Genomic DNA, 20442 nt, shown 5'->3' with positions numbered 1-20442 from the left:
TAACGGGTTTCTGATCTCTAGGATCCCGCAGACCGGATCGTTTTCCCGGCGCCCTGCCCTTGGCCAGCTCCCCACTTAGTTATTACACGTTGCTCCAGGTGCAGCAGAGCGCCTCGCCCCAGGAGCTACGCCAAGCGTTCCGGGGGCTGAGCAAGCGCTACCACCCCGATACCACCGTGCTGCCGGCTGGGGAGGCTGCATTGGCTTTCCAGCAGCTGCAGCAGGCCTATGGGGTGCTGAGCGACCCGGCCCTGCGCCAGCGCTACGACGACCAGCTGCGCCCGCCTTCGGCACCCAGTAGCCCCGTTGCACCGCCCCCGACCAGCATTACTCGGCCTGTTTCGGTGCGGCGTGAACTTTCTGGTGGCGAGTGGCTGGCGCTGCTGCTGCTGGGTTTTGCCCTGGTGTTGAGCTTGGTTCTGGGGGTGGGAGTGGCCTGGATGCGCGGCGCCCAATTGGTGCAATGGCCTAGCTGGTGGCCTGAGGGCGCTCCCACCAACGTGACAGGGTTGGTTTCATGACCGAGATGCCCAGTTCCCAGACACCGCTGTACCACCACCCCCTGCCTGCTTTGGAGCACTGGCTGGAGCAGTTGGGTGCCAAGCGGCAGCGCGCCAATCCCTGCCTCTGGGACCTGCACCGCCCTGAATGGAGCGCCCAGATTGAGCTGGAGGTGGACGAGCTCAAAGTGAGCTGGCACAGCGACGGCCAGGTGTGCGTGCGTCACTTTCCCTATGGCTTGTCGCGGGCCGATGCCGAGGCGGTGATCCTGGCGGGGCCTTAACGGCAGATGCGGCTCTGCTGCTCCTCTGCGCTGGAGAGCGGCCCGCAGTTGACCCAGCGCACCAGGGAGGTTTCCACGTCGGTGAACAGCACCAACACGCCGCCACAAAGCAGTACTAGGGCGCCACTTATTAACCAGTGCTGCTTGCTCATCGTCGGGGGTTGGGGGCTGCGCCCATGGCTGCCGTCAGGGTACGGCCCAGATCTTGCGCCCGCCATTGGGCAGCCAGCCCGGAGGCGGTGAGCGGTTCTAAAGGTGGCAGCTGGGCTAGAACCGGCGCTTGGGCCAATGCGGCCAGGGTGGCGGGATTGTCGGGATGGAGCGGGCCATTAAGCACTAGTCCCAACAGCGGAATGGAGCGCTGGCGCAGGGCCTCCACCGACAGCAGGGTGTGGTTGAGGGTGCCCAGGCCGCTGCGGGCCACCAGCAGCACCGGCAGCCTCCAGGCGGCTAGCTGATCGATTTGCAGCCAGTCGCGGCGCAGGGGCACCAGCAACCCACCGGCGGTCTCAACTACCAATGCTCCGGCCATTGCCGGCAGGGCCAGCCGGGCCGGGTCGATCGTGATGCCCTCTAGTTCGGCGGCCCAGTGGGGTGACACCGGCGTCTGCAGCCGGTAGGCCTCCGGTAGCAACCGCTCCGCTGGCAGCTGCAGCAGGGCCTGCAGGCGGCCCGAGTCGCCGCCGCCTTCCAGTCCGCTTTGTACCGGTTTCCAGTAGGTGGCCCCGAGCCCCTGGACCACAAGGGCGCTCACCACGGTTTTGCCCACGTCGGTGTCGGTGCCGCAGATCACCAGGGCGTTGCTGCAGCTGCTCATGGGCCGGGTCGCTGACCAAATAGCACTAATACTTCCCAGCTGACGCAGCCATCTGCTGGCCAGCAGTGCAGCAGCCGGCGCAACTGGGCCGCACTGAGGCGGTTGGCTCGGCTGGCGCTGGCCCCGAGGCCCTGTAGCTGCTGCAGAAAGCCGAGGCCGCTGCCGTAGGCGCGGCTGAAGCGCAGCCGGCGGCTGTAGTGAGCCATCAGGCCGCCCCTGCTGGCGGCGGCCAGCAGGGCTTCGGCGTCGGGCAGGCTCAGAGCTGTGCAGGGCACCCCTGCAGCCGCGGCGGCCTGGTGCCACTGGGGAAAACTGGCGCTTGTCGGCACTGCCAGGCCGAGCCAGCCCCCTGGCCGCAACTGCTCGCACCAGTGCTGTACTTGGGCTGGGGGATTCTCCAGCCACTGCAACGCGAAGCTGGAGGTGAGCAGGGAGGCCTGGCCCAGTTGCTCCGGCAGCCCCCAGTTGAGGTCCCAGCTGAGCTGGCCGCCGGCAGTGGTTTGGGGGTTATGGGCCAGCAGTTCGGGGCAGATATCAAGCTGCAGGAGGGCTCCCTGGCATCCCTGAGCCCGCAGCGCCTGCCCCACCAGCCCGGAGCCCGCGCCCAGATCGGCCCGGGGGCCGGCGGCAAGGTGGAGGGGCGCGCACAGGTGGGCCAGGCGCCAGGCCACCCCCTGCTGCAGGCGGGCATGGCGGGCATAGCCGGCGGCGTGGCGGCCGAAGCGGCTGCTCACTCGCGCGCTGAAACCTGCTTCATTTAAAAGCTTGTCATTTAAAAGCGTGTCTCTCAAAACCGTGTCGCGCACTGGATTTGCGTTCACGGCAGGCCCTCTATCCAGCCACACACGGTGGGCACGAGGGCCGGGCTGAGCAGGCAATGCCCCACGCCCGCCAGCACCAGGTTGTCGGCGGCAGGTAGGAGGTTGCGCAGCTGGTGGCGGGCTTGTGGATTCACGATTTGATCCTCGCCGCCCTCCACTATCAACAGCCGAGCCTGGAGCGGGAAGCCAGGCGGTAGCCCCGCCGTGGCCGCCAATAGGTTTAGATCTTCCGCCAGCCGCTGGCGGCCGGAGGCAGCAATAGGGGCGGCGGCGATGCCAGGGGGCAGCAGGCTGGAGGGTTGGGGGGCTGCGGCGCGCTCCATGAAGGTTTGGAGCATGGCGCTGGCTTCGGGGCCGGCCAGCTGGCTTGCCATGGCCGCCACGGCGCTGCGCAGCCGGCCGCCGCCGGGGCCCTCGGGCACAAAGCGGCCAAAGCTGGCGAGCAGCACCACCGCATCGGCCTGGGCCAGCACGGAGGCGGGCAGCAGATGGGGGCCCAGCGAGTGGGCGATCACCAGCTTCAGGCCCTGGTCGCTCTGCCAGGCCACCGGCCTGGGAGCTTGCCCGCCGTAGCCCCGTTCGCCGCACTGCCACGTCCAGCCGCGGGCGCTCCAGGCGCTTTGGAATGGTTCCCAGCCCTGGGCATCGCCGGCCCATCCGTGCATGGCGATCAGCTGCATGCAGGACTCCCCAGAGCTGTGAGCAATCGCTCCAATGTGCCCGCCGGTAGGTCGTGGCGCAGCACCAGCCGCAGCCGCGCCGTGCCTTCAGGCACGGTGGGGGGGCGGATGGCGACGCTTAAGAGGCCGGCTGCTTCTAAGCGTTGTTGCAGCTCGAGAGCCCGGTGATCGTCGCCCACCAGCAGCGGCAGGATCGGCCCGGTGCCTGGCGGCCGCGGCCAGCCGGCCGCTTCCAGACATGTGCGCCAACGGGCGGCTCGCTGCAGCAGGGCCTCGCTGCGGGGTTCGGCCTGAATCAGGGCCAGGGCGGCCAGGGCGCCGGCGGCCAATGGTGGGGCTAGGGCCGTGGTGTAGCGGTAGGCGCCGCTGGATTGCAGCAGCCAGTCCCCCACCAGGGCATCGCCGGCCAGAAAGGCCCCGCCGCCACCAAAAGCCTTGCCCAAGGTGCCGCTGATCAGGGCGATTTCGGGCTGGTTGTGGCCCAAGCCCCGTCCGCCGGGGCCGAGCACTCCCAGGGCATGGGCCTCATCGAGCAGCAGGGCGGCGCCGTGTTCGGCGCAGAGGGCCGTCAGGACCGCCACATCCACACTGGTGCCCTGCATCGAGAACAGGCTCTCGCTCAGTACCAGCAGCCGCTGTCCGGGAGCGCGCCGGCGGGCTGCTTGCAGCTGGGAGTCGAGCTGGGCCAGGTCGTTGTGGGCGAAGCGCTGCAGCCGGGCACCGCTGGCGCGCACCCCGGTGAGCAGGGAGTGGTGGATCAGTCGGTCGGCCAGCACCAGGCTGTGGCGATCAGCTAGGGCCCCTACCGCCGCCAGGTTTGCCTGAAAGCCGCTGGGAAATAGCAGCACCTGCTCGCGCCCCAGCCAGGCCGCCAGCGCTGCCTCCAGCTCGTCATGCACCGGCCGACTGCCACTCACCAGCCTCGATGCTCCTGCCCCCAGTCCCTGGCTGGCCGCGGCGGCCTGGGCGGCTGACACCACCTCGGGGTGACGGCTCAGACCTAGGTAGTCGTTGCTGGCTAGATCCAGCAGGGGGGCACTCCTGCTACCGGGAGTTGCCAGATCAAGGGTGGCGGCGGTTGCGGCGGGGGCAAAGCTGCGCAGGCCGCGGCGGCGCTGGGGGGGAATGGCTGCAAGTTGACGCCGCAATTCATCCCGCCAGCTGGCGGCTCTTTCCCCTGAGGGGGGAGAGGTGGTGCCGGGTTGTGTCAACGACCGGACATTGCTCCGCAAACGCTAAATCCGAGCTTGTGCCACGGCCTGTTGCTACTAGAGCTTGCCCGAGGCGGAACAGGCTCCTCCCTCATAGGATGGCTTCATGATCCAGCTCAAATAGCAGCGTGCCTGAAACGGCGCCCAATGGGCTGGATCCTGCAGCAATTTTCCCCTTCCCGCTCGACGACTTCCAGCTCGAGGCGATCGACGCGCTCAACCAGGGCCACTCGGTAGTGGTGAGCGCCCCCACGGGCTCCGGTAAGACCCTGGTGGGTGAGTACGCCATCTACCGCGCTCTGGCCCACGGCCAGAAAGTTTTTTACACCACGCCGCTGAAGGCCCTCTCTAATCAGAAACTGCGCGATTTCCGGGAGCAGTTTGGTGCCGACAAGGTGGGGCTGCTAACCGGTGATATGAGCCTCAACCGGGAGGCCCAGGTGGTGGTGATGACCACCGAGATCTTCCGCAACATGCTCTACGCGGAAGCCGATGCGGGAGATGACCCGCTTGAGGGCGTGGAGGCGGTGGTGCTCGATGAGTGCCACTACATGAACGATTCCCAGCGCGGCACCGTCTGGGAGGAGTCGATCATTCACTGCCCGCTGCCGATTCAGTTGGTGGCTCTTTCGGCAACGGTGGCCAATGCCGGCCAGCTCACCGACTGGATAGAGAGAGTGCATGGGCCCACCCAGCTGGTGCTCAGTGACCACCGGCCGGTGCCGCTGGCCTTCAGCTTTTGCAGTGCCAAGGGACTGCACCCCCTGCTCAACGACGAGGGCACCGGGCTCCATCCCAACTGCAAGGTGTGGCGCGCCCCCAAGGGCAGCCAGCGCAAGGGTCCGAAAACACCGAAACCACCCCAGCCCGAGGCTCCGCCCCTGGGTTTTGTGGTGGCCCAGATGGCGGAGCGCGACATGCTGCCTGCCATCTACTTCATCTTCAGTCGCCGCGGTTGCGATAAGGGCGTCAAGGAGCTGGGCAAGGCCGCCCTGGTGACGCCTGCTGAACAGGCGCGCATCAAGGCCCGCCTGGATCTGTTTATGGCAACGACCCCCGAGGCGGTGCGGGAAGGCGGCCACGCTGAGGCCCTGCTGCGGGGCATTGCCGCCCACCATGCCGGCGTGCTGCCGGCCTGGAAGGAGTTGATCGAGGAGCTGTTCCAGCAGGGGCTGATCAAGGTGGTGTTTGCCACCGAAACCCTGGCGGCCGGCATCAACATGCCGGCGCGCACCACGGTGATTTCGGCGCTGAGCAAGCGCACCGAGCGAGGCCACCGCCCTTTGATGGGCAGTGAGTTTTTGCAGATGGCGGGCAGGGCCGGCCGGCGCGGCCTTGATACCCAGGGCTACGTGGTGACCGTGCAGAGCCGCTTTGAAGGCGTGCGGGAGGCGGGCCAGCTCGCTACTGCGCCGGCAGATCCGCTGGTCAGCCAGTTCATGCCCAGCTACGGCATGGTGCTCAACCTGTTGCAGCGCTACGACCTGGCTAAGGCCAAGGAGCTGGTTGAACGCAGTTTCGGCCGCTACCTGGCCACCCTCGATTTAGTCGAGGACGAGGCCCGCATCGGCCAGTTGATGCAGCAGCTCGAAGGCCTGGAGGATGGCTCCGGCGAGGTGCCCTGGGACGACTTCGAGGACTACGAAAAGCAGCGAGCTCACCTGCGCGAAGAGAGGCGCATCCTGCGGATCCTCCAGCAACAGGCCGAGGAAACCGTCGCCCATGAGCTCACCTTGGCGCTGCAATTCGCCAGTGAGGGCACTTTGGTGAGTCTCAAGGCGCCCCAGCTACGCGGCCGGGTAACGCCGGCGGTGATTGTGGAGAAGGTGAAAGGGCCGGGGCAGTTTCCTTTGCTCAAATGCCTCACCGACGAGAACCTTTGGCTGTTGCTGCCCTGCCACGGGGTGGTGAGCCTCCATGCCGAGCTCAGTTGCCTGCAGGTGAGCCAGGTGGATCCCCCCGAGTTGCGCCAGCTTGGCGAGTTGCGCCACGGCGATCAAGCCAGCGGTGGCCTGGCCCTTGCCGTTGCCCACATGGCCAGTCGCCACGACATGGCCACGCCCCAGTACGACCTGGCCGGTGAGGTGCAGGACCAGGCCCAGCAGGTGCATCAGCTGGAGGAAAGCCTGGAGCTGCATCCGGCCCACCGCTGGGGCGACCGCCGCCAGCTCAAGAAGCACCGCCGCCGCATGGAGGAGTTGCAGCTGGAGATCGAGGAGCGCCAGCAGCTGCTGCACTTCCGCTCTAATCGCCACTGGGACACCTTCCTGGCCCTGATTGAGGTGTTGCGCTTTTTTGGGGCTCTGGCGGGAGCTGATGGCCTGGAGCCCACCGAAGTGGGCCGCACCGTGGCCGCCCTGCGCGGCGACAACGAGCTGTGGCTGGGACTGTCGCTGATGAGCGGCCACCTCGATGAGCTCGATCCGCCCCAGCTGGCGGCGGTGTTTGAAGCCATCTCCACCGAAGTCAACCGGCCCGATCTGTGGTGCGGCTACCCGCCGCCACCGGCCGCCGAGGAGGCCCTGCATGATCTGTGCGGCCTGCGCCGCGAGCTGGAGCGTCAGCAGGAGCACGCCAAGGTCAACTTCCCGCTTTGGTGGGAGCCCGAGTTGATGGGCCTGGTGCACGCCTGGGCTAAAGGTGCCAGCTGGAGCGACATGATTGCCAATACCTCCCTCGACGAGGGTGATGTGGTGCGGATCTTGCGCCGCACCGTGGATTTCCTGGCCCAGGTGCCCTACTGCGAGGCAATCAGCGAGCAGCTGCGCAGCAAGGCCCGCGCTGCCCTCAAATCGATCAATCGCTTCCCGGTTTGCGAGATCGAGGATTTGGTGGCTAGTGGCAACGGTCACCTGGATCCGGCGATCGAGCGCCCCCAGTCTTGAGGTTGGTGGGCCGTAACCCATGATCAACTCCGCCCGCATACGCATCATTGCCGTCGGCAAGGTGCGCAAGGGCTGGGTGAGCGAAGGGGTAGAGACTTATCGCAAGCGGCTCCCGGGCCTGGAGATCGTGGAACTGCGGGACGGTGGCATGGCCCGCGAGGCGGAGGCCATATCCGCTGAGCTGCGCGGCGGCGAGCAGTTGGTGGCCCTGTGCGAGGAGGGCCAGAGCTACGACTCGTTGGCCTTCGCCAAGGCGCTTGAAGGTTCTGGCTCGGAGCGGCTGGCGTTTGTGATCGGTGGGGCTGATGGTCTCGACCCGGCGCTCAAGGGGCGGGCCCACTGGCGCCTGAGCCTCTCACCGATGACCTTCCCCCACGAGCTGGCGCGGCTGCTGCTGTTGGAGCAGCTTTACCGGGCCAGCTCGATTCAGCAGGGCGGGCCGTATCACCGCGACGGCGCTTGACTGGGGTAGTGCTTACGCCCCGCGATGACCACGATTGACAGCCGCTACGAGGGAGCCCTGCGCTGCCACTCCAGCCACGGGCCTTCGGGCTGCGAGCTCGAGACCGATGCCCCCACCGACAACCAGGGCAAGGGGGAGCGTTTCTCGCCCACCGATCTGGTGGCCACGGCCCTGAGCACCTGCATCCTGACGATCCTGGGGATCGTTGCCGAGCGCCACGGCTGGCCGCTGCAGGGGGCCAGCGCTCGGATTGAAAAAACCATGACCCCCGAGGCGCCACGGCGCATTGCCCTGCTGGAGGTGTGGATCAGCTTGCCGGCGGGTCTCAGCGAGGAGCAGCGGGCCGTGCTTCACCGGGCCGGAGAGACCTGCCCGGTGAAGCTGAGCCTGGAGGGTGCTGTGCCGATGCGGCTGCACTGGGCCTGAACTGCCTGCCAGCTCAAATCCTTAGCTAAATCCCTAGTCGCTGCCAGATCACGTCCAGGTTGGCCTGATGCAGATCGGTGCTGAAACACTCAGCCAGCTGCTCAGCGCTGAGCTTGCTGATCACCTCTGCATCGGCTTCAAGGTTGGCGCGGAAGTTGCCGCCGTCCATATTCCAGGCGCTGTGGGCGTTGCGCTGCACGATCCGGTAAGCGTCTTCGCGGTTGATGCCGGCTTCCACCAAGGCCAGCAGCACCCGCTGGCTGAACACCACTCCGCCGTAAACGTTCATGTTGCGGGCCATGTTGTCTGGGTAGACCCCTAAGCCCTTCACTACCTCGGTCATCTCCCGCAGCATGAAGTGCAGGGTGGCGGAACAGTCGGGCAGCATCATGCGCTCCACCGAGCTGTGGCTGATGTCGCGCTCGTGCCAGAGGGCGCAGTTTTCCAGGGCCGCCACCACATAGCTGCGCAGCACTCGGGCCAGGCCACTGATCCGCTCGCTGCGGATCGGGTTGCGCTTGTGGGGCATGGCCGAGCTGCCCTTCTGCCCCTTGGCGAAATTTTCCTCCACCTCGAGCACGTCGGTGCGCTGCAAGTTGCGGATCTCGGTGGAGAAGCGCTCCAGTGCCGCGCCCACCAGGGCCAGGGTCTGCACGTATTCGGCGTGGCGATCGCGGGCGATCACCTGGGTGCTGGCCGTATCTGGCTCCAGGCCAAGCTTGGCGCAGGCGATCGCCTCCACCTGGGGGTCGGTGTTGGCGTAGGTGCCCATGGCGCCGCTGATCTGGCCCACGCTCACCACCCGCTCGAGCCGCTCGAGGCGCTCGCGGTTGCGTTCCACTTCCGCCAGCCAGCCGGCCACCTTGAAGCCGAAGCTGATCGGCTCGCCGTGGATGGCATGGCTGCGGCCGATCATCACCGTGCCCTTGTGCTCGCGGGCTAGCGCCCTGAGGGCATCGGCGAGGGCATCAAGCTCGGCGCGCAGTAGGGCCACCGAAGCTTTCATCTGCAGGGCCAGGCCTGTGTCGAGCACATCTGAACTGGTCATGCCCACGTGGATGTAGCGGCCCGCATCCCCCACGTGTTCATTCACATTGGTGAGGAAGGCGATCACGTCGTGGCGAACCTCGGCCTCGATCTCGAGGATCCGCTCTACCGAAAATCTGGCCTTCGCCTTAATCGTCGCAACTGCCTCAGCGGGCACTCGCCCCAAATCACAATTGGCCTCGGTGGCAGCGATCTCCACATCGAGCCAGCTTTGGAACTTCGCCTGCTCGCTCCACAGGGCGCCCATCTCGGGCAGGGTGTAACGCTCGATCAAGGCCGCGCCTGGCTCACTGCCAGACCAATGTATGGGTGCGCCCCTTAGGCAGCGGTCGTCAGGCGTTGGTGCTCCACCTCCCAGTGCACCTGATGGCCCCAGGCCTGCTGCCGCACCCAGCAGCGGCCGCCGCGGCACTGGATCAGCTGGAAGGGGGGCAGGTCGGAAGGTTGATTGCGCAGTTTGACGAAGCTGCCGGGATAGAGCAGTTCCAGCACATTGGCTGCAGCATTCGCGGTCCGGATTGAGGTGGCCATCGGTGCCGGATCAACTTCTGGGTGCCATCCTCTGCCGGGTTTTGGTGCGGAGGCAGAGATGCTTGGAATCTGTTCCGTTTGCGTTGTGGTTTGATCACAAAAGGTGGAGCGCCATGGCTCGCAAGCAACGACTGGATTTGGAGCTCGTGGCCCGCGGCCTGGCGGCTAGTCGTCAGCAGGCCCAGCTGTTGATTAGGGCCGGGCGGGTGCGCCACGGCGACAAAGTGCTCGATAAACCAGGCACCGAGGTGTTGCCGGAGGCCGAGCTGGTGGTGCAGCAACTTCCTCGCTATGTATCAAGGGGTGGCGAAAAGCTGGTGCGGGCCCTTGAGGCCTTCCCCATCGCCGTGCAGGGGCGCGTTTGCCTTGATGGCGGCATCTCCACTGGCGGCTTCAGCGATTGTCTGCTTCAGCACGGGGCCTGCCGCATTTATGGAATTGATGTGGGCTACGGCCAGACGGCCTGGAGCCTGCGCAGTGATCCGCGGGTAGTGCTCAAGGAGCGCACCAACCTGCGTCACCTCACCCCGGATGCTCTTTACGGCCCCGAAGACCCCTGGCCCGATCTAGCGGTGGCCGATGTGTCGTTTATTGCCTTGGCCTTGGTGCTGCCTGCCCTGCTGGCGCTGCTGCAACCCCAAGCACCCGTGGATCTGCTGTTGCTGGTTAAACCCCAGTTTGAGGTGGGCAAGGGCCGGGTGGGCAAGGGCGGGGTGGTGCGTGATCCGGTTGCGCATTGCGATGCCATCGAAGGGGTGATCACCGCGGCCTCTGGCCTGGGCTTGGTGGCTTGCGGCCTGGTGGCATCACCAATCACTGGACCTGCCGGCAACCACGAATACTTGCTCTGGCTGCGGCGCTCCGATTGCGATGGGCGGGTCGGAATGGGTGATGTTGCCGGGGATGTTGCAGTGGATGTTTTTGAGCCTGTTGAACAGCTTGTTGAACCAGCCCAAAGCGACCCGAAATTCAGCTCTGCGCCAATCCGCCCTGCGCCAATCAGCCCAGAGCAAATAAAAAACCTGGTAGCCAGCACGCTGACTCCCAGGGAATAAAAATCAAAAGGGGTGCTGGCGCTCAGATGGCGCCGCTGTCCCGATCACCGGTGCGGATTCGAACCACCGAATCAATCGTGCTCACGAAGATCTTGCCGTCGCCGATTTCGCCGGTGCGGGCCGCGTCTTGAACGGCGCTAACCACGGTGTCGACCTTGTCGTCATCGACAACTATCTCAAGTTTCAGCTTCTGGAGGAATTCGACGGTGAATTCAGAGCCGCGATAGCGCTCTACCTGGCCCTTTTGACGGCCAAAACCCCGCACTTCGCTCACGGTCATGCCCACGATCCCCGCATTGACCAGGGCGACCTTGACGTCCTCGAGCTTGAAGGGACGAATGATGGCCTCAATTTTTTTCATAGGAACAGCTCGGGCTAATTAGGAAGTCTCTCAGGAAATCCCTGCCGATGGTAGGGAGTAAAGCCATTACGCCCGAGCTTTGCGGGGGTCGTCGTAGCGATTGCTACCGGCTCGGGCAGCCGTTGGCTGCGGCCACTTTCCTTAAGATCGCCCAGTGGCACTGGCCCTTACCCTTTCCTTGCTCCGATGTCTTCCAGCCCAGCTTCTGCTAACGCGTCCTCCCTCACCCAGGCGCCCATGTATGGCGAGCGCGCCATCGCTGAAGCAGAGCTGATCTGTTTTGACAATCCCAGGCCTGCCCGTGCCTACGAGATTTCCATCGAGCTGCCGGAGTTCACCTGTAAGTGCCCATTTTCCGGGTACCCCGATTTTGCGGTGTTGCGCCTGATCTACCAGCCCGGCCCCCGGGTGGTGGAGCTCAAGGCCATCAAGCTCTACGTCAACAGCTACCGCGACCGCTCCATTTCCCATGAAGAGGTGACCAATCGCATCTTGGATGATCTGGTTGCCGCCACCGATCCCCAGTGGATGCAGCTGGAGGCTGATTTTCACCCCCGCGGCAACGTTCACACCGTGGTGCGCGTCAGCCACGGCACGCGGCTGGATTGTTAGAGCTGGGCGAGCATCTGGGGCAGCTCGGCAGCGAAGCCGGTGAGATTGCGGTTGCAGAGGCCCGCAACGTGCAGCTGACCCGCTTGGCCGGCCGGCTGCTCAGCGATGGCCCAAAGCTGACGCGTAGCAAGCAAGCTGAGACCACCGCCGGCTAGGGCGATCGCAAATCCTGCATAAACCAGTGGAACCCCAGGATCACGCTTCAGCAGGATGCCACTGGCGGGGAGCACGCTTTCAACCCGTATCGGTAGCCCTTTCACTTCCACAGCTGCGCCGCCTGGGGCTAGGCGAGCTAAGGAGATTCCGTCGGCGCCGTAGATCTCCACAGGGCCTTGTTCGCTGCCCAAGCTGAGCAGCACCGGCTCGCTGCCATCGGGACGGGTGGGCAGCACGATTCCCCAAATCTGTTCGCCTAGCTGAGGAAAGCTCTGTAGCGGTAGCTCCAGTAGGGGGCTTTTGCCCAGTTGCAGGCTGATGGTGGCCAGGGCCCAGTCGGCTTGATAAAGGGTGACCCCCTTGAAGCGCAGCGGATGGTTAACGCTGATCTCAGCCTGCTTCAGCAGGCTGCCGCCGCTGCCATCGCCCTCCAAGATGCGCAACTGGGAGGTGAATTGCTCAGGTCGTCCGGCGGGATCGCGCTGGATTGAAAAGTGGTCGAGGGCGAGGGTGAGTTGGCTGCTGCCCCGGCTGTCCATCAGCTCCAGGCTGCGGCCGGGGGCGAGGTATTGCTCAGCCCGTTGCCCCCCAAGTGCCCCCCAGGCGGCTCCGAGCATCAGCACCACCATCCCGGCGTGCACCAGCAGGGGCCCGACCCGGCCTAGCAGCCCCTTGCGGGCTGCTAGGCGGTCGTCGTGGCGCTGAATTTGCCAGCCCTGGCGCTGCAGCAGTCCGGCCAGCTGATCGAGGCTCGCCGTGGGGGAGTTGGTGCTGAGGGTTTCGGCCACGCTCAGCTTGCTGAGCTGGCGGGGGGTGCTGTAGTCGATCCAGCGCAGGGCGGCCTGCAGGGCGGGCCACTGGCGGCGCCAGCTGCATAGCAGCAGGGCTAGGGCCAGCCAGGCCAGCAGCCCCAGGAACCAGCCGCTGGAATACACATGGTCGAGCTGGAGGGCCAGCACCCCATCACCGTTCAGCAGGCCGAGCCAGGGCTGGGGGTCGTAGAGCCGGTGGTAAAGGTCGGCTGGTTCCCGCTGGGGGATGGCCGTGCCGACGCCACTGGTGACGGCAATCACCAGCAGCAGCACGATCGCTACCCGCAGATCGGAAATCCAGCCGACCAGCCGCAGCAAGGCTTTCATCGCCAGTTGGCCACCAGGGTGAGGGCGCCGGTGGTCACCAGCACCACGCCGCTGATCGGGGGAACCCATTGGCCCAGCCGCCTCAGGCTCAGCAAGCCCGGCAGGCTGGCGGCCGCCGTGCCGGCCAGCAGCAGCGGCACCACCTGACCCGCTCCAAAGCTGGTGAGCAGCAACATGCCTACCAGTGGTTTGCCGTTCTGGGCCATCCAGGCCAGCAGCACAGCCAGCACTGGCGTTGTGCATGGGGTTGCGGCCAATCCAAAAGCCAACCCTGCCGCCAAAGGAGCTAGGGGGGCTGGCACCCGGCGACGCCAGACTTCAGGATCGGGTCCGGCGGGCAGGGGCAGCTTCAGCAGGCCCAGCAGGTTTAGGCCCATCAGCAGGGCAAGCACAGCCACCACCGTGGGAATCAGCCCGGGGATTTGGCCGTAGATCCGGCCCAGTAGGCCGCTAACCAAGCCCAGCAGCACCAAGGAGGCCACGATGCCGGCCGCAAAGCTGAGGCTGCGCTGCCAGGGAGCCTGGCTGGGCTTAACGCCGGGCGTGCCGCCAAAACCAGCCAGATAGGCAAGGGTGACCGGCAAAAGCGACAGGGAGCAGGGCCCCAGGCTCGTGAGCAGGCCGCCAGCAAAGACAACCCCAACGGTGGTGGGGGTGGGGCTGGCCAGGGAGCGCTGCAGCAGCGTCTCGCTGCTGCGGGCCCAATCGGCCAGTTGGGGCCCAAAACTAATCATCCAATCAGCCTATCGGGCAGCTGCGGTGCGGCGGCGCCTGGGGGTAGGGGCAAGACCGCCTGCCTCCAGCGAGCAGCGGATCAGCAAGCCGCAAATAAGCAGGCTGGCCATCAAGGAGTTGCCGCCGTAGCTGATCAGTGGCAAAGGCAGGCCGGTGGTGGGCATGGCACCGCTGGCTACGGCGATATTGAGGATGGATTGGCCCACCAGCAAGGTGGTGCAGCCGATGGCGATTAGGCGCTGCTGGTTGCTGCGGCAGCTGAGAGCAACCCTCAGGCCCACAAAGCCAAACAGCAGCAAAAACAGCAGCAGCACCAGCGAGCCCACGAAGCCAAATTCCTCAGCAAAAACTGCAAAAATAAAATCGGTGCTCTGGATCGGCAGGTATTGCAGTTTCTGGGTGGAAAGGCCAAACCCCTCGCCTAGAAAGCCTCCTGAGCCGATCGCCATCAAGCTCTGCACCAGTTGGTAGCCGTCCCCCTGGGCGTCCCGCCAGGGATCCAGGAAGGACACCACCCGCAAACGCTGGTATTCGTTGATCATGATGCTGGCGCTGCCAAGCAGCCCTCCCGCTCCGGCTGCCCCGAGCAGCATGGGCAGGGAAAGGCCCCCAGCCAGGGCCATCAGCCAGAGCAGCAGCCCTGATAGGGCGGCGGTGCTGAGGTTTGGTTGCTTGAGGATCAGCAGGATCAGGGCCCCAAATGCCCCTAGCCATAGCAGTTTCTGGTCGTTGCCGATGCGCTTCCAGTGGGCAAAAAGGGCAGCGCCCTGCAACACCACAAAAGGCTTGACCAATTCCGATGGCTGCAGCTGTACCGGTCCAAGCACCAGCCAGCGACTGGCGCCGTTGACAGTGCTGCCCATCACCAGGGTGGCTGCGACCAGAATGATCCCAACCCACAACCCCAGCGGAGCTAGGTGCAACCAGCGCCGCAGGCTGGTGCGCAAGCCAAACCAGAGCAGCCCCCAGCTGGCAGCCATCCAAACCAGCTGGCGTTTGAGATAAAAGGCGCCGTCGCCCATCTCCCGTTCAGCTACCCACCAACTGGCGGAGGTGAGCACCAGTAGTCCGATCACGCTCCAGACCGCCACCATGCCCAGAAGCAATCTGGCCTCTGCAGGCCACTGGGACCAGGGCAACGGCAGCAGCACCCCAGCCTTCGGAGGACCGCCGACAGCGTCGCGGTGGAGGTTGTGAGTTGCGGTGCGGGCCAAGGCTGGAATTGGGGAGTGGCAGAGGTAGGGCCATCTTCAACCCATTGAGCCGTGCCCGGGGGGGTGTTGTCGACCCCTGGCAGCCAGAGTAAAACAACAAAAAAGCCCGGCATCTGCCGAGCTTGGGAAGAAACGAAATGTACTGAATAATCAGTTGCCGACGTTCTGTTGGCGACGCCCAGCGGCTAGTTCTACTTTGAGGATCTTGCCGCCCTGTTTCATGATCCGCTGCTGCTCAGCGAACCAGCTGTCGTAGGGCACCCATTTGGTGAAATAGGTGTTTTGAAGCTCACGCTGGGAGCGGCTCTTTTCCGGGCAAGGAATGCAAGCCGTGATCTTGAACAGACGCATGGAGATGATCCTCGGGTGTGCCGATGGCAGGGATCAGTTGCCCAGGCCGGAGCAGATGTAGTCGAAGTAGACGGCCATTTCACGACCGGCATCAGGACCCACCAGTGCAGCGGTGGTTTCCTTCATGGCCTGGATGGATTGCACGGTGGCACCAATGGGTACACCCAGGGAGTTATAAGTCTCCTTGAGACCATTCAGCACCCGCTCATCCAGGATGGAGGTGTCCCCAGCCAGCATGGCGTAGGTGGCGTAACGTAGGTAGTAGTCCAGATCGCGGATGCAGGCTGCATAGCGACGGGTGGTGTACATGTTGCCGCCCGGACGGGTGACATCCGAATACAGCAGCGACTTAGCTACGGCCTCTCTGATGATCGCCGAACCATTGGCGCTGATGGTGGCAGCGGCGCGGACGCGCAGTTCACCACTGGTGAAGTACTGCTCCAGGCGGCCCATGGCGGAGTCGTCCAGGTACAGGCCCTGAACGTCGGCCTGGTTAATGACGTTTGTGATCGCGTCTTGCATGAATCCAGCTGTGGTGGCGGGGAGTAGTAAAAGAACGCTGCCTCAGGAGAGGGCGCCAATGACGTAGTCGAAGTAGAAGCCGGCTTCTTCAGCGTCAGAGCCGGTAAGTAGACCCATGGCGGCGTTCTTCATTTCCCGCACGGACTCAGCCATGGCATCGAGGGGAGTGCCGAGGGAGCGATACATCTCCTTGGCTCCGATGATGCCAACCTCTTCGATGGGGGTCACATCGCCGGCGATGATCCCGTAGGTCACCAAACGCAGGTAGTAGTCCATGTCGCGGAGACACGAAGCGGTCATCTCCTCGCCGTAGGCGTTGCCGCCGGGGGAAATCACGTCGGGACGCCGCTGGAACAGGGCGCCACCAGCGGTCTTGACGATGCGCTCGCGGCTTTCTCCGAGAACCTGGGCGACGCGGATACGACGTTGACCAGCGCCCACGAAGGACTTGATCTGGTCGAGTTCGCCAGGGCTGAGATAGCGGGCTTCCGCGTCCGCGTTGATGATCGAGTTGGAGACGATGCTCATGCAGTTCTGCCTCGAAACAAGCGGCCGCCTTGACGGAGACCGATATCCGGTGGGTAAGGGAAAGGATCGACTTGCGCCGATCGCCAAATCATTCTGCGGCAAAGCCCCTCGCTGGCCCCCTGGCGGTAACAGTTCTTCATGGCGTTTGTGGTTGAAAAACCCCTTGCGGCGCAATGGCTTTGGGCGGTATTGTTAATAGCGGCTTGGCGCAGCAATTATTCATCATTTTGCTTCGCTAATCGCTCCACTTGTTTCGGCTTGCGGCTCAACTTTTGCGACAATTATTATCTTGATCATAAAAAACCCCCCGAAGTGTCTCCGGGAGGCTCGCGAAGTCGCTGAAGCAGCGCGCAGGGGTGGCATCGGGTTGAGGCGTTGCTGGGCGTAGGGGCCTACTTCCAGCGGCGAGTTGGTGCAGGTGCTTGGCGGATGCTGCCCGGCCCTGCGATGAAGTTGTCTTCGGGCCGAGATGCCGTCATGGTTTCTCCCCCTACGGTCTGAGCTGTCCAGCTCCCCACGACAATCTGCCGGCGCCCCGGCAGGTTGCGATTGGTTACATCTCCGGTAGTGCGTACGGTCTGGTCAACGGGCACGTTTGGACGTTTGTCCTGGGTAAATTCATTGGCATAGGCAGAGGCGTCGAAGGCGCGGTTGAGGCCGGGCACCTTGCGCGCATTGCGATCAGTAGCGGTGACAAATCGCTCGTAGGGGACTATATCTTCACCGTAGGTTTCGTTGTATTCGCGGCTGTTCAGGATCCCGTCGACGACGCCGTAGAAGCCGGTGCGGGCAGCGGTATCGAAGTAGGCGTCAATTTCCCATCGCCCGAAGGTTGGGCGACCTAGCAGCCGGCGATGTATAACCTCGATGGCCTTGGTGATGTATAGGCCGCTCCAATAACGGCGGCGGAAGGCCTTGGAGCGGGCGACCTGGCGGATGAATTCCCGCAGGCTGATATCGCCGTTCTCGAGCTTGATTTCTTCAACCTTATTGCGCTCTCCGGCATAGCCAGCAGTGCCTAAAACTTGCACATAGACCGCATTAATAACGGCCTGGGTGCTGGCTTCAGTGCCACGGATGCTGGGCTGGCCGCCACGGGTGGGCACGGAGCTGCCGCCGGTAGCAATCTGCTGGAGGCGTACAACCTTGGGCCCCACCCGGCGGGGCTGGGCCTTACGGAACTGGGCGCTGTCCATCTGGCCAGGCTGGGCCAAGCCATTGCCGATCAGGATGCGGCGGCTGTCGTAGCCGTAGGGCGCTGGCCGGGTGGCCACTGAGGCGGTGCCGGAAGGGAAAATCGCGCCGAAGTTGAGGGCCAGGGGATCGTTGCCGCCGCCGTAGACGTGCTGATCGGCGAAGGGTTGGCGATAGGACGCGTAGAGGGTGACGTATTGAGGTGCGCCTTCAAAAGGCGCGCTGAAGCGGAATAGCTTGCGGTTTGATCCCCAGCCGGCACTCTCCTGGGCTTCTTCACCGAGATCCCGCAGGTAGGGCACGGTTTCCTCGCCGAACACCCGCGCGTATTCCAAGGTGTTGATCAGGGAATCCACTAGACCATTCAGGCCTTGGACGCTGACGATGTCGAAGTAGCGGGTGAATTCCTCACGGGAGCTGATGCCGCGACCGAGGAAGTGGCGGAAGGCCAGCTCAACCGCCCTGCTATTGGAAAAGCGTCCGAAAAACTGTTGGCGATATTCTTTGCTGTGGCCGAGGGAGCGGATGAATTCCCGCATCGACAGCTGGCCCTGGCGCACCTGGCTGGCTTCAACCGGGCAGGGCGTCTGGCTGTAGGCCTTGGCGATGTCCCGTTCAAAAACCTGGCGATAGGCGGCTCGAATCACTTCGGCTTTCTGGGCGCCACTTAGGCGCTTTCTCATGATGAAGCGCTGCTTGCCGTCTGCGGCTAGGGCATAGGTGGCAGGCAGTTGCAGGCCCTGACTTTCAGGGCTGCCGAGGCGCTGCCGGGTGCTTGGTGTGGCCACCTGCAGTTCGGCGAGCAGCACGTTGAAGTACTGGATCACCAGCTCGCGGGCCTGGGGATTGTCTTTGCAGAGGCCGGCGGCTGCGGCGCGCATTTCCTGCAGGGCCACATTGGTAGCCGCCAATGAGCAGGCCTTCTCCAATATGTCGCGCAGGCCGCGGGTGTTCACGGCCAGGATGCTGGGGTCTCCTGCCACCAGGGCGTAGCCCACATAGCGGAGGAACCAGCCCATGTCGCGCAGCGACTTGCGCATCCGATCGGTGCCGTAACGGCCCACGGCAATCGGGCTGAAGCCGGTGGGCAGCACAACCCTTACATCGGCGTCGCCACCTGAGCTTTCGAGCAAGCGAGTGATCAGGTTGCCGCTGGAGTTGCCGGTGCCCTGGGCGAAGGTCTGCACCGAACGCTGAAAGGCGGCCTGGTCAGCGGCCAAGGGGGTGGCGTCGCTGGACCCACTGCTGACGACGCTCAAGGGAGCATCTAGGTAGGAGAGGGGCGTGCCTCCGGAGAAGATCCGGTTGGCCGCCTTGGCCACGATGAAATCAGCGTTTTCTGAGATGCGGCGTGCAGCTTCTAAGCGCTGCTGGCCACTCTGGAAAAACGCCACCAAGGTTTCAAGCTCGCCGCCGTCGGGGAAGCGATCCTGTTGCTCCGCCTGACGGACGCTGGAGAGCGGCAGGGTGTCGTAGCGCTGGGGTGAAACCCTGGTGCTGCCGCTGCTGGCGGTCACGGTCATTGACGAGAGCGAACCGGGCAGGGCCACGTTACGGCGGGCCCTCGGGGCCTTTGCCCAGCCATGAACAAATGTTTGCAGCTTCGCTGGCTTGCTGATGCCAATTGACCCGTATTGACTCGTTCTAGTGGCCGCTGGACGTGAAAAGCTCAGCCGGTTGCCGCTGATCCGTCCTTGCCTGCCAGTGATGCCGCCACGCCGATGGTGAGCGCCTTTTACGACCGTTTCCCCTACCCGGGAGACCCCCTCCAAGACGGCCCACCCCCTGGATACAACTGGCGCTGGTGCATCGATAGCGCCTGGGCTGCTGCTACTGGAGCCCTACCGCCGCGCTCCGACCAAGGTGAACGGTCTTGGCGGATTCTCGACGCCGGCTGCGGCACCGGCGTCAGCACCGATTACCTCTGCCACCTCAACCCCGGTTCCTCGGTCCTGGCGGTAGATATCAGCGCCGGAGCGCTTGAGGTGGCACGGGAGCGCACCCGACGTTCAGGGGCTGCAAAAGCAGTGCGGGAGTTGCGTATCGAACAGCGCAGCCTGCTTGATCTGGCTGGCGAGGGACCCTTCGACTACATCAATTCCGTTGGTGTTCTGCACCACCTGCGCGAGCCAGAGGCTGGTTTGCAGTCATTGGCTGGATTGCTGCGGCCAGGCGGGCTACTGCATCTCTTTTTGTATGCGGATGGCGGCCGCTGGGAAATTCACCGCACCCAGCGGGCCTTGGCACGGCTGGCCGTCGGTTCAGGAGCGGAGGGGCTAAGGCTGGGTCGCCAGCTGCTGGCTGAGTTGCCTGAGGGAAACCGACTGCGCCAGCATCACGAGCGGCGCTGGATCGTCGACACGGCAGCCGATGCCAATTTTGCGGATATGTATCTGCACCCCCAAGAGACCAGCTACAACCTCGAACGTCTGCTGGCTTTTGTCGCCTCAGCCGGTTTGGAGTTTGCCGGGTTTTCCAATCCGGAGGTGTGGTCGCCCGCGCGCTTGCTTAGTGGTGAGCTGCTGGAGCGGGCCCAGGGCCTCAGTCAGCTTGAGCAGTGGAGCCTGGTGGAGGAGCTTGATCCTGATATCAGCCATTTCGAATTTTTTCTCAGCCATGGTGCGGTGAGGGCACCCGATTGGAGCGACGACAAAGTTTTGCTGGCAGCTCGGGGTGAAATAAACCGCTGCCTTTGGGGTTGGCCAGCCACCCGCTTGATGGGGCCAGACCTAACGCCCCTTGACGTCAGCGAGGCGGGGCTCAATTTGATGGCTGCCCTTGAGACCGCACCGGGTGTGGCGATCGGCCAGCTGCCTTTGGATTGGCCTGCAGCGCAACGGCTTGCCGTGGCCCGCCAACTGCTGAACCAGAGGGTTTTGCTGCCGGTGCTCTGAGGGGGCAGGGATCAGG

General features: G+C 64.4%; 23 protein-coding genes. 8 read left to right on the top strand and 15 right to left on the bottom strand.

Features of this window, described 5'->3' with window-relative positions; all coding sequences use genetic code 11:
- The first annotated feature begins 59 nt into the window (after nucleotides 1-59).
- Together KBY85_RS01880 and KBY85_RS01875 are read left to right on the top strand one after the other, a co-directional pair.
- Nucleotides 60-521, top strand: a complete 462-nt coding sequence (locus KBY85_RS01880) for a J domain-containing protein (RefSeq protein ID WP_254931224.1) — start codon at nucleotides 60-62, stop codon at nucleotides 519-521.
- Entirely contained in the window at nucleotides 518-784 is a 267-nt protein-coding gene (locus KBY85_RS01875) for a DUF3143 domain-containing protein (protein ID WP_106502354.1), read from the top strand. The genes KBY85_RS01880 and KBY85_RS01875 overlap by 4 nt, the downstream gene beginning before the upstream one ends.
- On the opposite strand, the gene KBY85_RS01870 is transcribed toward KBY85_RS01875, so the two are convergent.
- The 5 genes from KBY85_RS01870 to KBY85_RS01850 are packed head-to-tail and all read right to left on the bottom strand — an operon-like array spanning nucleotide 781 to nucleotide 4250.
- Nucleotides 781-936, bottom strand: coding sequence for a hypothetical protein (locus KBY85_RS01870; RefSeq protein ID WP_254931223.1), 156 nt, complete (start codon nucleotides 934-936; stop codon nucleotides 781-783). The genes KBY85_RS01875 and KBY85_RS01870 overlap by 4 nt on opposite strands.
- Nucleotides 933-1601: a dethiobiotin synthase gene (bioD, locus tag KBY85_RS01865; protein WP_254931222.1), complete on the bottom strand. Its 669-nt coding sequence runs from the start codon at nucleotides 1599-1601 to the stop codon at nucleotides 933-935. Before bioD ends, KBY85_RS01870 begins: the two co-directional genes overlap by 4 nt.
- Nucleotides 1598-2422 (bottom strand): methyltransferase domain-containing protein, encoded by an 825-nt coding sequence (locus KBY85_RS01860; RefSeq protein ID WP_254931221.1) that lies wholly within the window; start codon nucleotides 2420-2422, stop codon nucleotides 1598-1600. The genes bioD and KBY85_RS01860 overlap by 4 nt, the downstream gene beginning before the upstream one ends.
- Nucleotides 2419-3087, bottom strand: a complete 669-nt coding sequence (locus tag KBY85_RS01855; protein WP_254959865.1) for an alpha/beta hydrolase — start codon at nucleotides 3085-3087, stop codon at nucleotides 2419-2421. The genes KBY85_RS01860 and KBY85_RS01855 overlap by 4 nt, the downstream gene beginning before the upstream one ends.
- Before the next feature lie 5 nt (nucleotides 3088-3092).
- Entirely contained in the window at nucleotides 3093-4250 is a 1158-nt protein-coding gene (locus KBY85_RS01850) for an aminotransferase class I/II-fold pyridoxal phosphate-dependent enzyme (RefSeq protein ID WP_396121800.1), read from the bottom strand.
- Nucleotides 4251-4441: 191 nt separating this feature from the next.
- Here KBY85_RS01850 and KBY85_RS01845 point away from each other — a divergent pair, with 191 nt between their 5' ends.
- From KBY85_RS01845 to KBY85_RS01835, 3 genes are read left to right on the top strand one after another with little or no spacing between them, the layout of a single operon-like run.
- Complete coding sequence (locus KBY85_RS01845) at nucleotides 4442-7198, top strand: RNA helicase (RefSeq protein WP_254959864.1); 2757 nt, start codon at nucleotides 4442-4444, stop codon at nucleotides 7196-7198.
- A 22-nt stretch (nucleotides 7199-7220) separates the two neighbouring features.
- Nucleotides 7221-7661 carry a 23S rRNA (pseudouridine(1915)-N(3))-methyltransferase RlmH gene (locus KBY85_RS01840; protein ID WP_254931231.1) on the top strand — a complete coding sequence of 147 codons (441 nt, stop codon included), beginning with the start codon at nucleotides 7221-7223 and terminating at the stop codon, nucleotides 7659-7661.
- A 24-nt stretch (nucleotides 7662-7685) separates the two neighbouring features.
- Nucleotides 7686-8087 (top strand): OsmC family protein, encoded by a 402-nt coding sequence (locus KBY85_RS01835; protein WP_254959863.1) that lies wholly within the window; start codon nucleotides 7686-7688, stop codon nucleotides 8085-8087.
- Between the two features lie 25 nt (nucleotides 8088-8112).
- On the opposite strand, the gene purB is transcribed toward KBY85_RS01835, so the two are convergent.
- Nucleotides 8113-9408 (bottom strand): adenylosuccinate lyase, encoded by a 1296-nt coding sequence (purB, locus tag KBY85_RS01830; RefSeq protein ID WP_254959862.1) that lies wholly within the window; start codon nucleotides 9406-9408, stop codon nucleotides 8113-8115.
- A gap of 44 nt (nucleotides 9409-9452) precedes the next feature.
- Complete coding sequence (locus KBY85_RS01825) at nucleotides 9453-9665, bottom strand: hypothetical protein (protein ID WP_254959861.1); 213 nt, start codon at nucleotides 9663-9665, stop codon at nucleotides 9453-9455.
- A gap of 113 nt (nucleotides 9666-9778) precedes the next feature.
- Between KBY85_RS01825 and KBY85_RS01820 the strand changes: the two genes are divergently transcribed.
- Nucleotides 9779-10720 (top strand): TlyA family RNA methyltransferase, encoded by a 942-nt coding sequence (locus KBY85_RS01820; protein WP_254959860.1) that lies wholly within the window; start codon nucleotides 9779-9781, stop codon nucleotides 10718-10720.
- 22 nt (nucleotides 10721-10742) lie between these two features.
- On the opposite strand, the gene KBY85_RS01815 is transcribed toward KBY85_RS01820, so the two are convergent.
- Nucleotides 10743-11081, bottom strand: coding sequence for a P-II family nitrogen regulator (locus tag KBY85_RS01815; RefSeq protein WP_106502346.1), 339 nt, complete (start codon nucleotides 11079-11081; stop codon nucleotides 10743-10745).
- Between the two features lie 186 nt (nucleotides 11082-11267).
- Between KBY85_RS01815 and queF the strand changes: the two genes are divergently transcribed.
- A complete protein-coding gene (gene queF, locus KBY85_RS01810) occupies nucleotides 11268-11693 on the top strand; it encodes a preQ(1) synthase (RefSeq protein ID WP_254959859.1) in 426 nt (141 codons plus the stop codon).
- Here the strand turns inward: queF and KBY85_RS01805 are convergent.
- From KBY85_RS01805 to KBY85_RS01775, 7 genes are all read right to left on the bottom strand, one after another.
- Nucleotides 11690-12988 (bottom strand): cytochrome c biogenesis protein ResB, encoded by a 1299-nt coding sequence (locus KBY85_RS01805; RefSeq protein ID WP_254959898.1) that lies wholly within the window; start codon nucleotides 12986-12988, stop codon nucleotides 11690-11692. The two genes, queF and KBY85_RS01805, sit on opposite strands and share 4 nt — an antisense overlap.
- On the bottom strand, nucleotides 12985-13722 hold the full coding sequence (locus tag KBY85_RS01800; RefSeq protein ID WP_254959858.1) for a cytochrome c biogenesis protein CcdA: 738 nt from the start codon (nucleotides 13720-13722) through the stop codon (nucleotides 12985-12987). Before KBY85_RS01800 ends, KBY85_RS01805 begins: the two co-directional genes overlap by 4 nt.
- 9 nt (nucleotides 13723-13731) lie before the next feature.
- Nucleotides 13732-14874, bottom strand: a complete 1143-nt coding sequence (locus tag KBY85_RS01795) for an FtsW/RodA/SpoVE family cell cycle protein (protein WP_254959897.1) — start codon at nucleotides 14872-14874, stop codon at nucleotides 13732-13734.
- Between the two features lie 213 nt (nucleotides 14875-15087).
- Nucleotides 15088-15288: a phycobilisome linker polypeptide gene (locus tag KBY85_RS01790; protein ID WP_106502342.1), complete on the bottom strand. Its 201-nt coding sequence runs from the start codon at nucleotides 15286-15288 to the stop codon at nucleotides 15088-15090.
- A gap of 33 nt (nucleotides 15289-15321) precedes the next feature.
- Nucleotides 15322-15810, bottom strand: a complete 489-nt coding sequence (gene apcB, locus KBY85_RS01785) for an allophycocyanin subunit beta (RefSeq protein ID WP_106502341.1) — start codon at nucleotides 15808-15810, stop codon at nucleotides 15322-15324.
- 42 nt (nucleotides 15811-15852) lie between these two features.
- The gene (locus tag KBY85_RS01780) at nucleotides 15853-16338 is read right to left on the bottom strand and encodes an allophycocyanin (protein ID WP_106502340.1); all 486 of its coding nucleotides are present in this window, start codon (nucleotides 16336-16338) and stop codon (nucleotides 15853-15855) included.
- 392 nt (nucleotides 16339-16730) lie between these two features.
- Nucleotides 16731-19055 (bottom strand): phycobilisome rod-core linker polypeptide, encoded by a 2325-nt coding sequence (locus KBY85_RS01775; RefSeq protein ID WP_254959857.1) that lies wholly within the window; start codon nucleotides 19053-19055, stop codon nucleotides 16731-16733.
- 198 nt (nucleotides 19056-19253) lie between these two features.
- Here KBY85_RS01775 and KBY85_RS01770 point away from each other — a divergent pair, with 198 nt between their 5' ends.
- Nucleotides 19254-20426: a class I SAM-dependent methyltransferase gene (locus KBY85_RS01770; protein WP_254959896.1), complete on the top strand. Its 1173-nt coding sequence runs from the start codon at nucleotides 19254-19256 to the stop codon at nucleotides 20424-20426.
- The last annotated feature ends 16 nt before the right edge of the window (nucleotides 20427-20442 follow it).

Origin of the sequence: Cyanobium sp. BA5m-10 (assembly GCF_024346255.1) — a bacterium.
GTDB lineage: Bacteria > Cyanobacteriota > Cyanobacteriia > PCC-6307 > Cyanobiaceae > Cyanobium_A > Cyanobium_A usitatum.
Note: the sequence above shows the minus strand (reverse complement) of the source record. Positions and strands in the feature narration are given on the sequence as shown.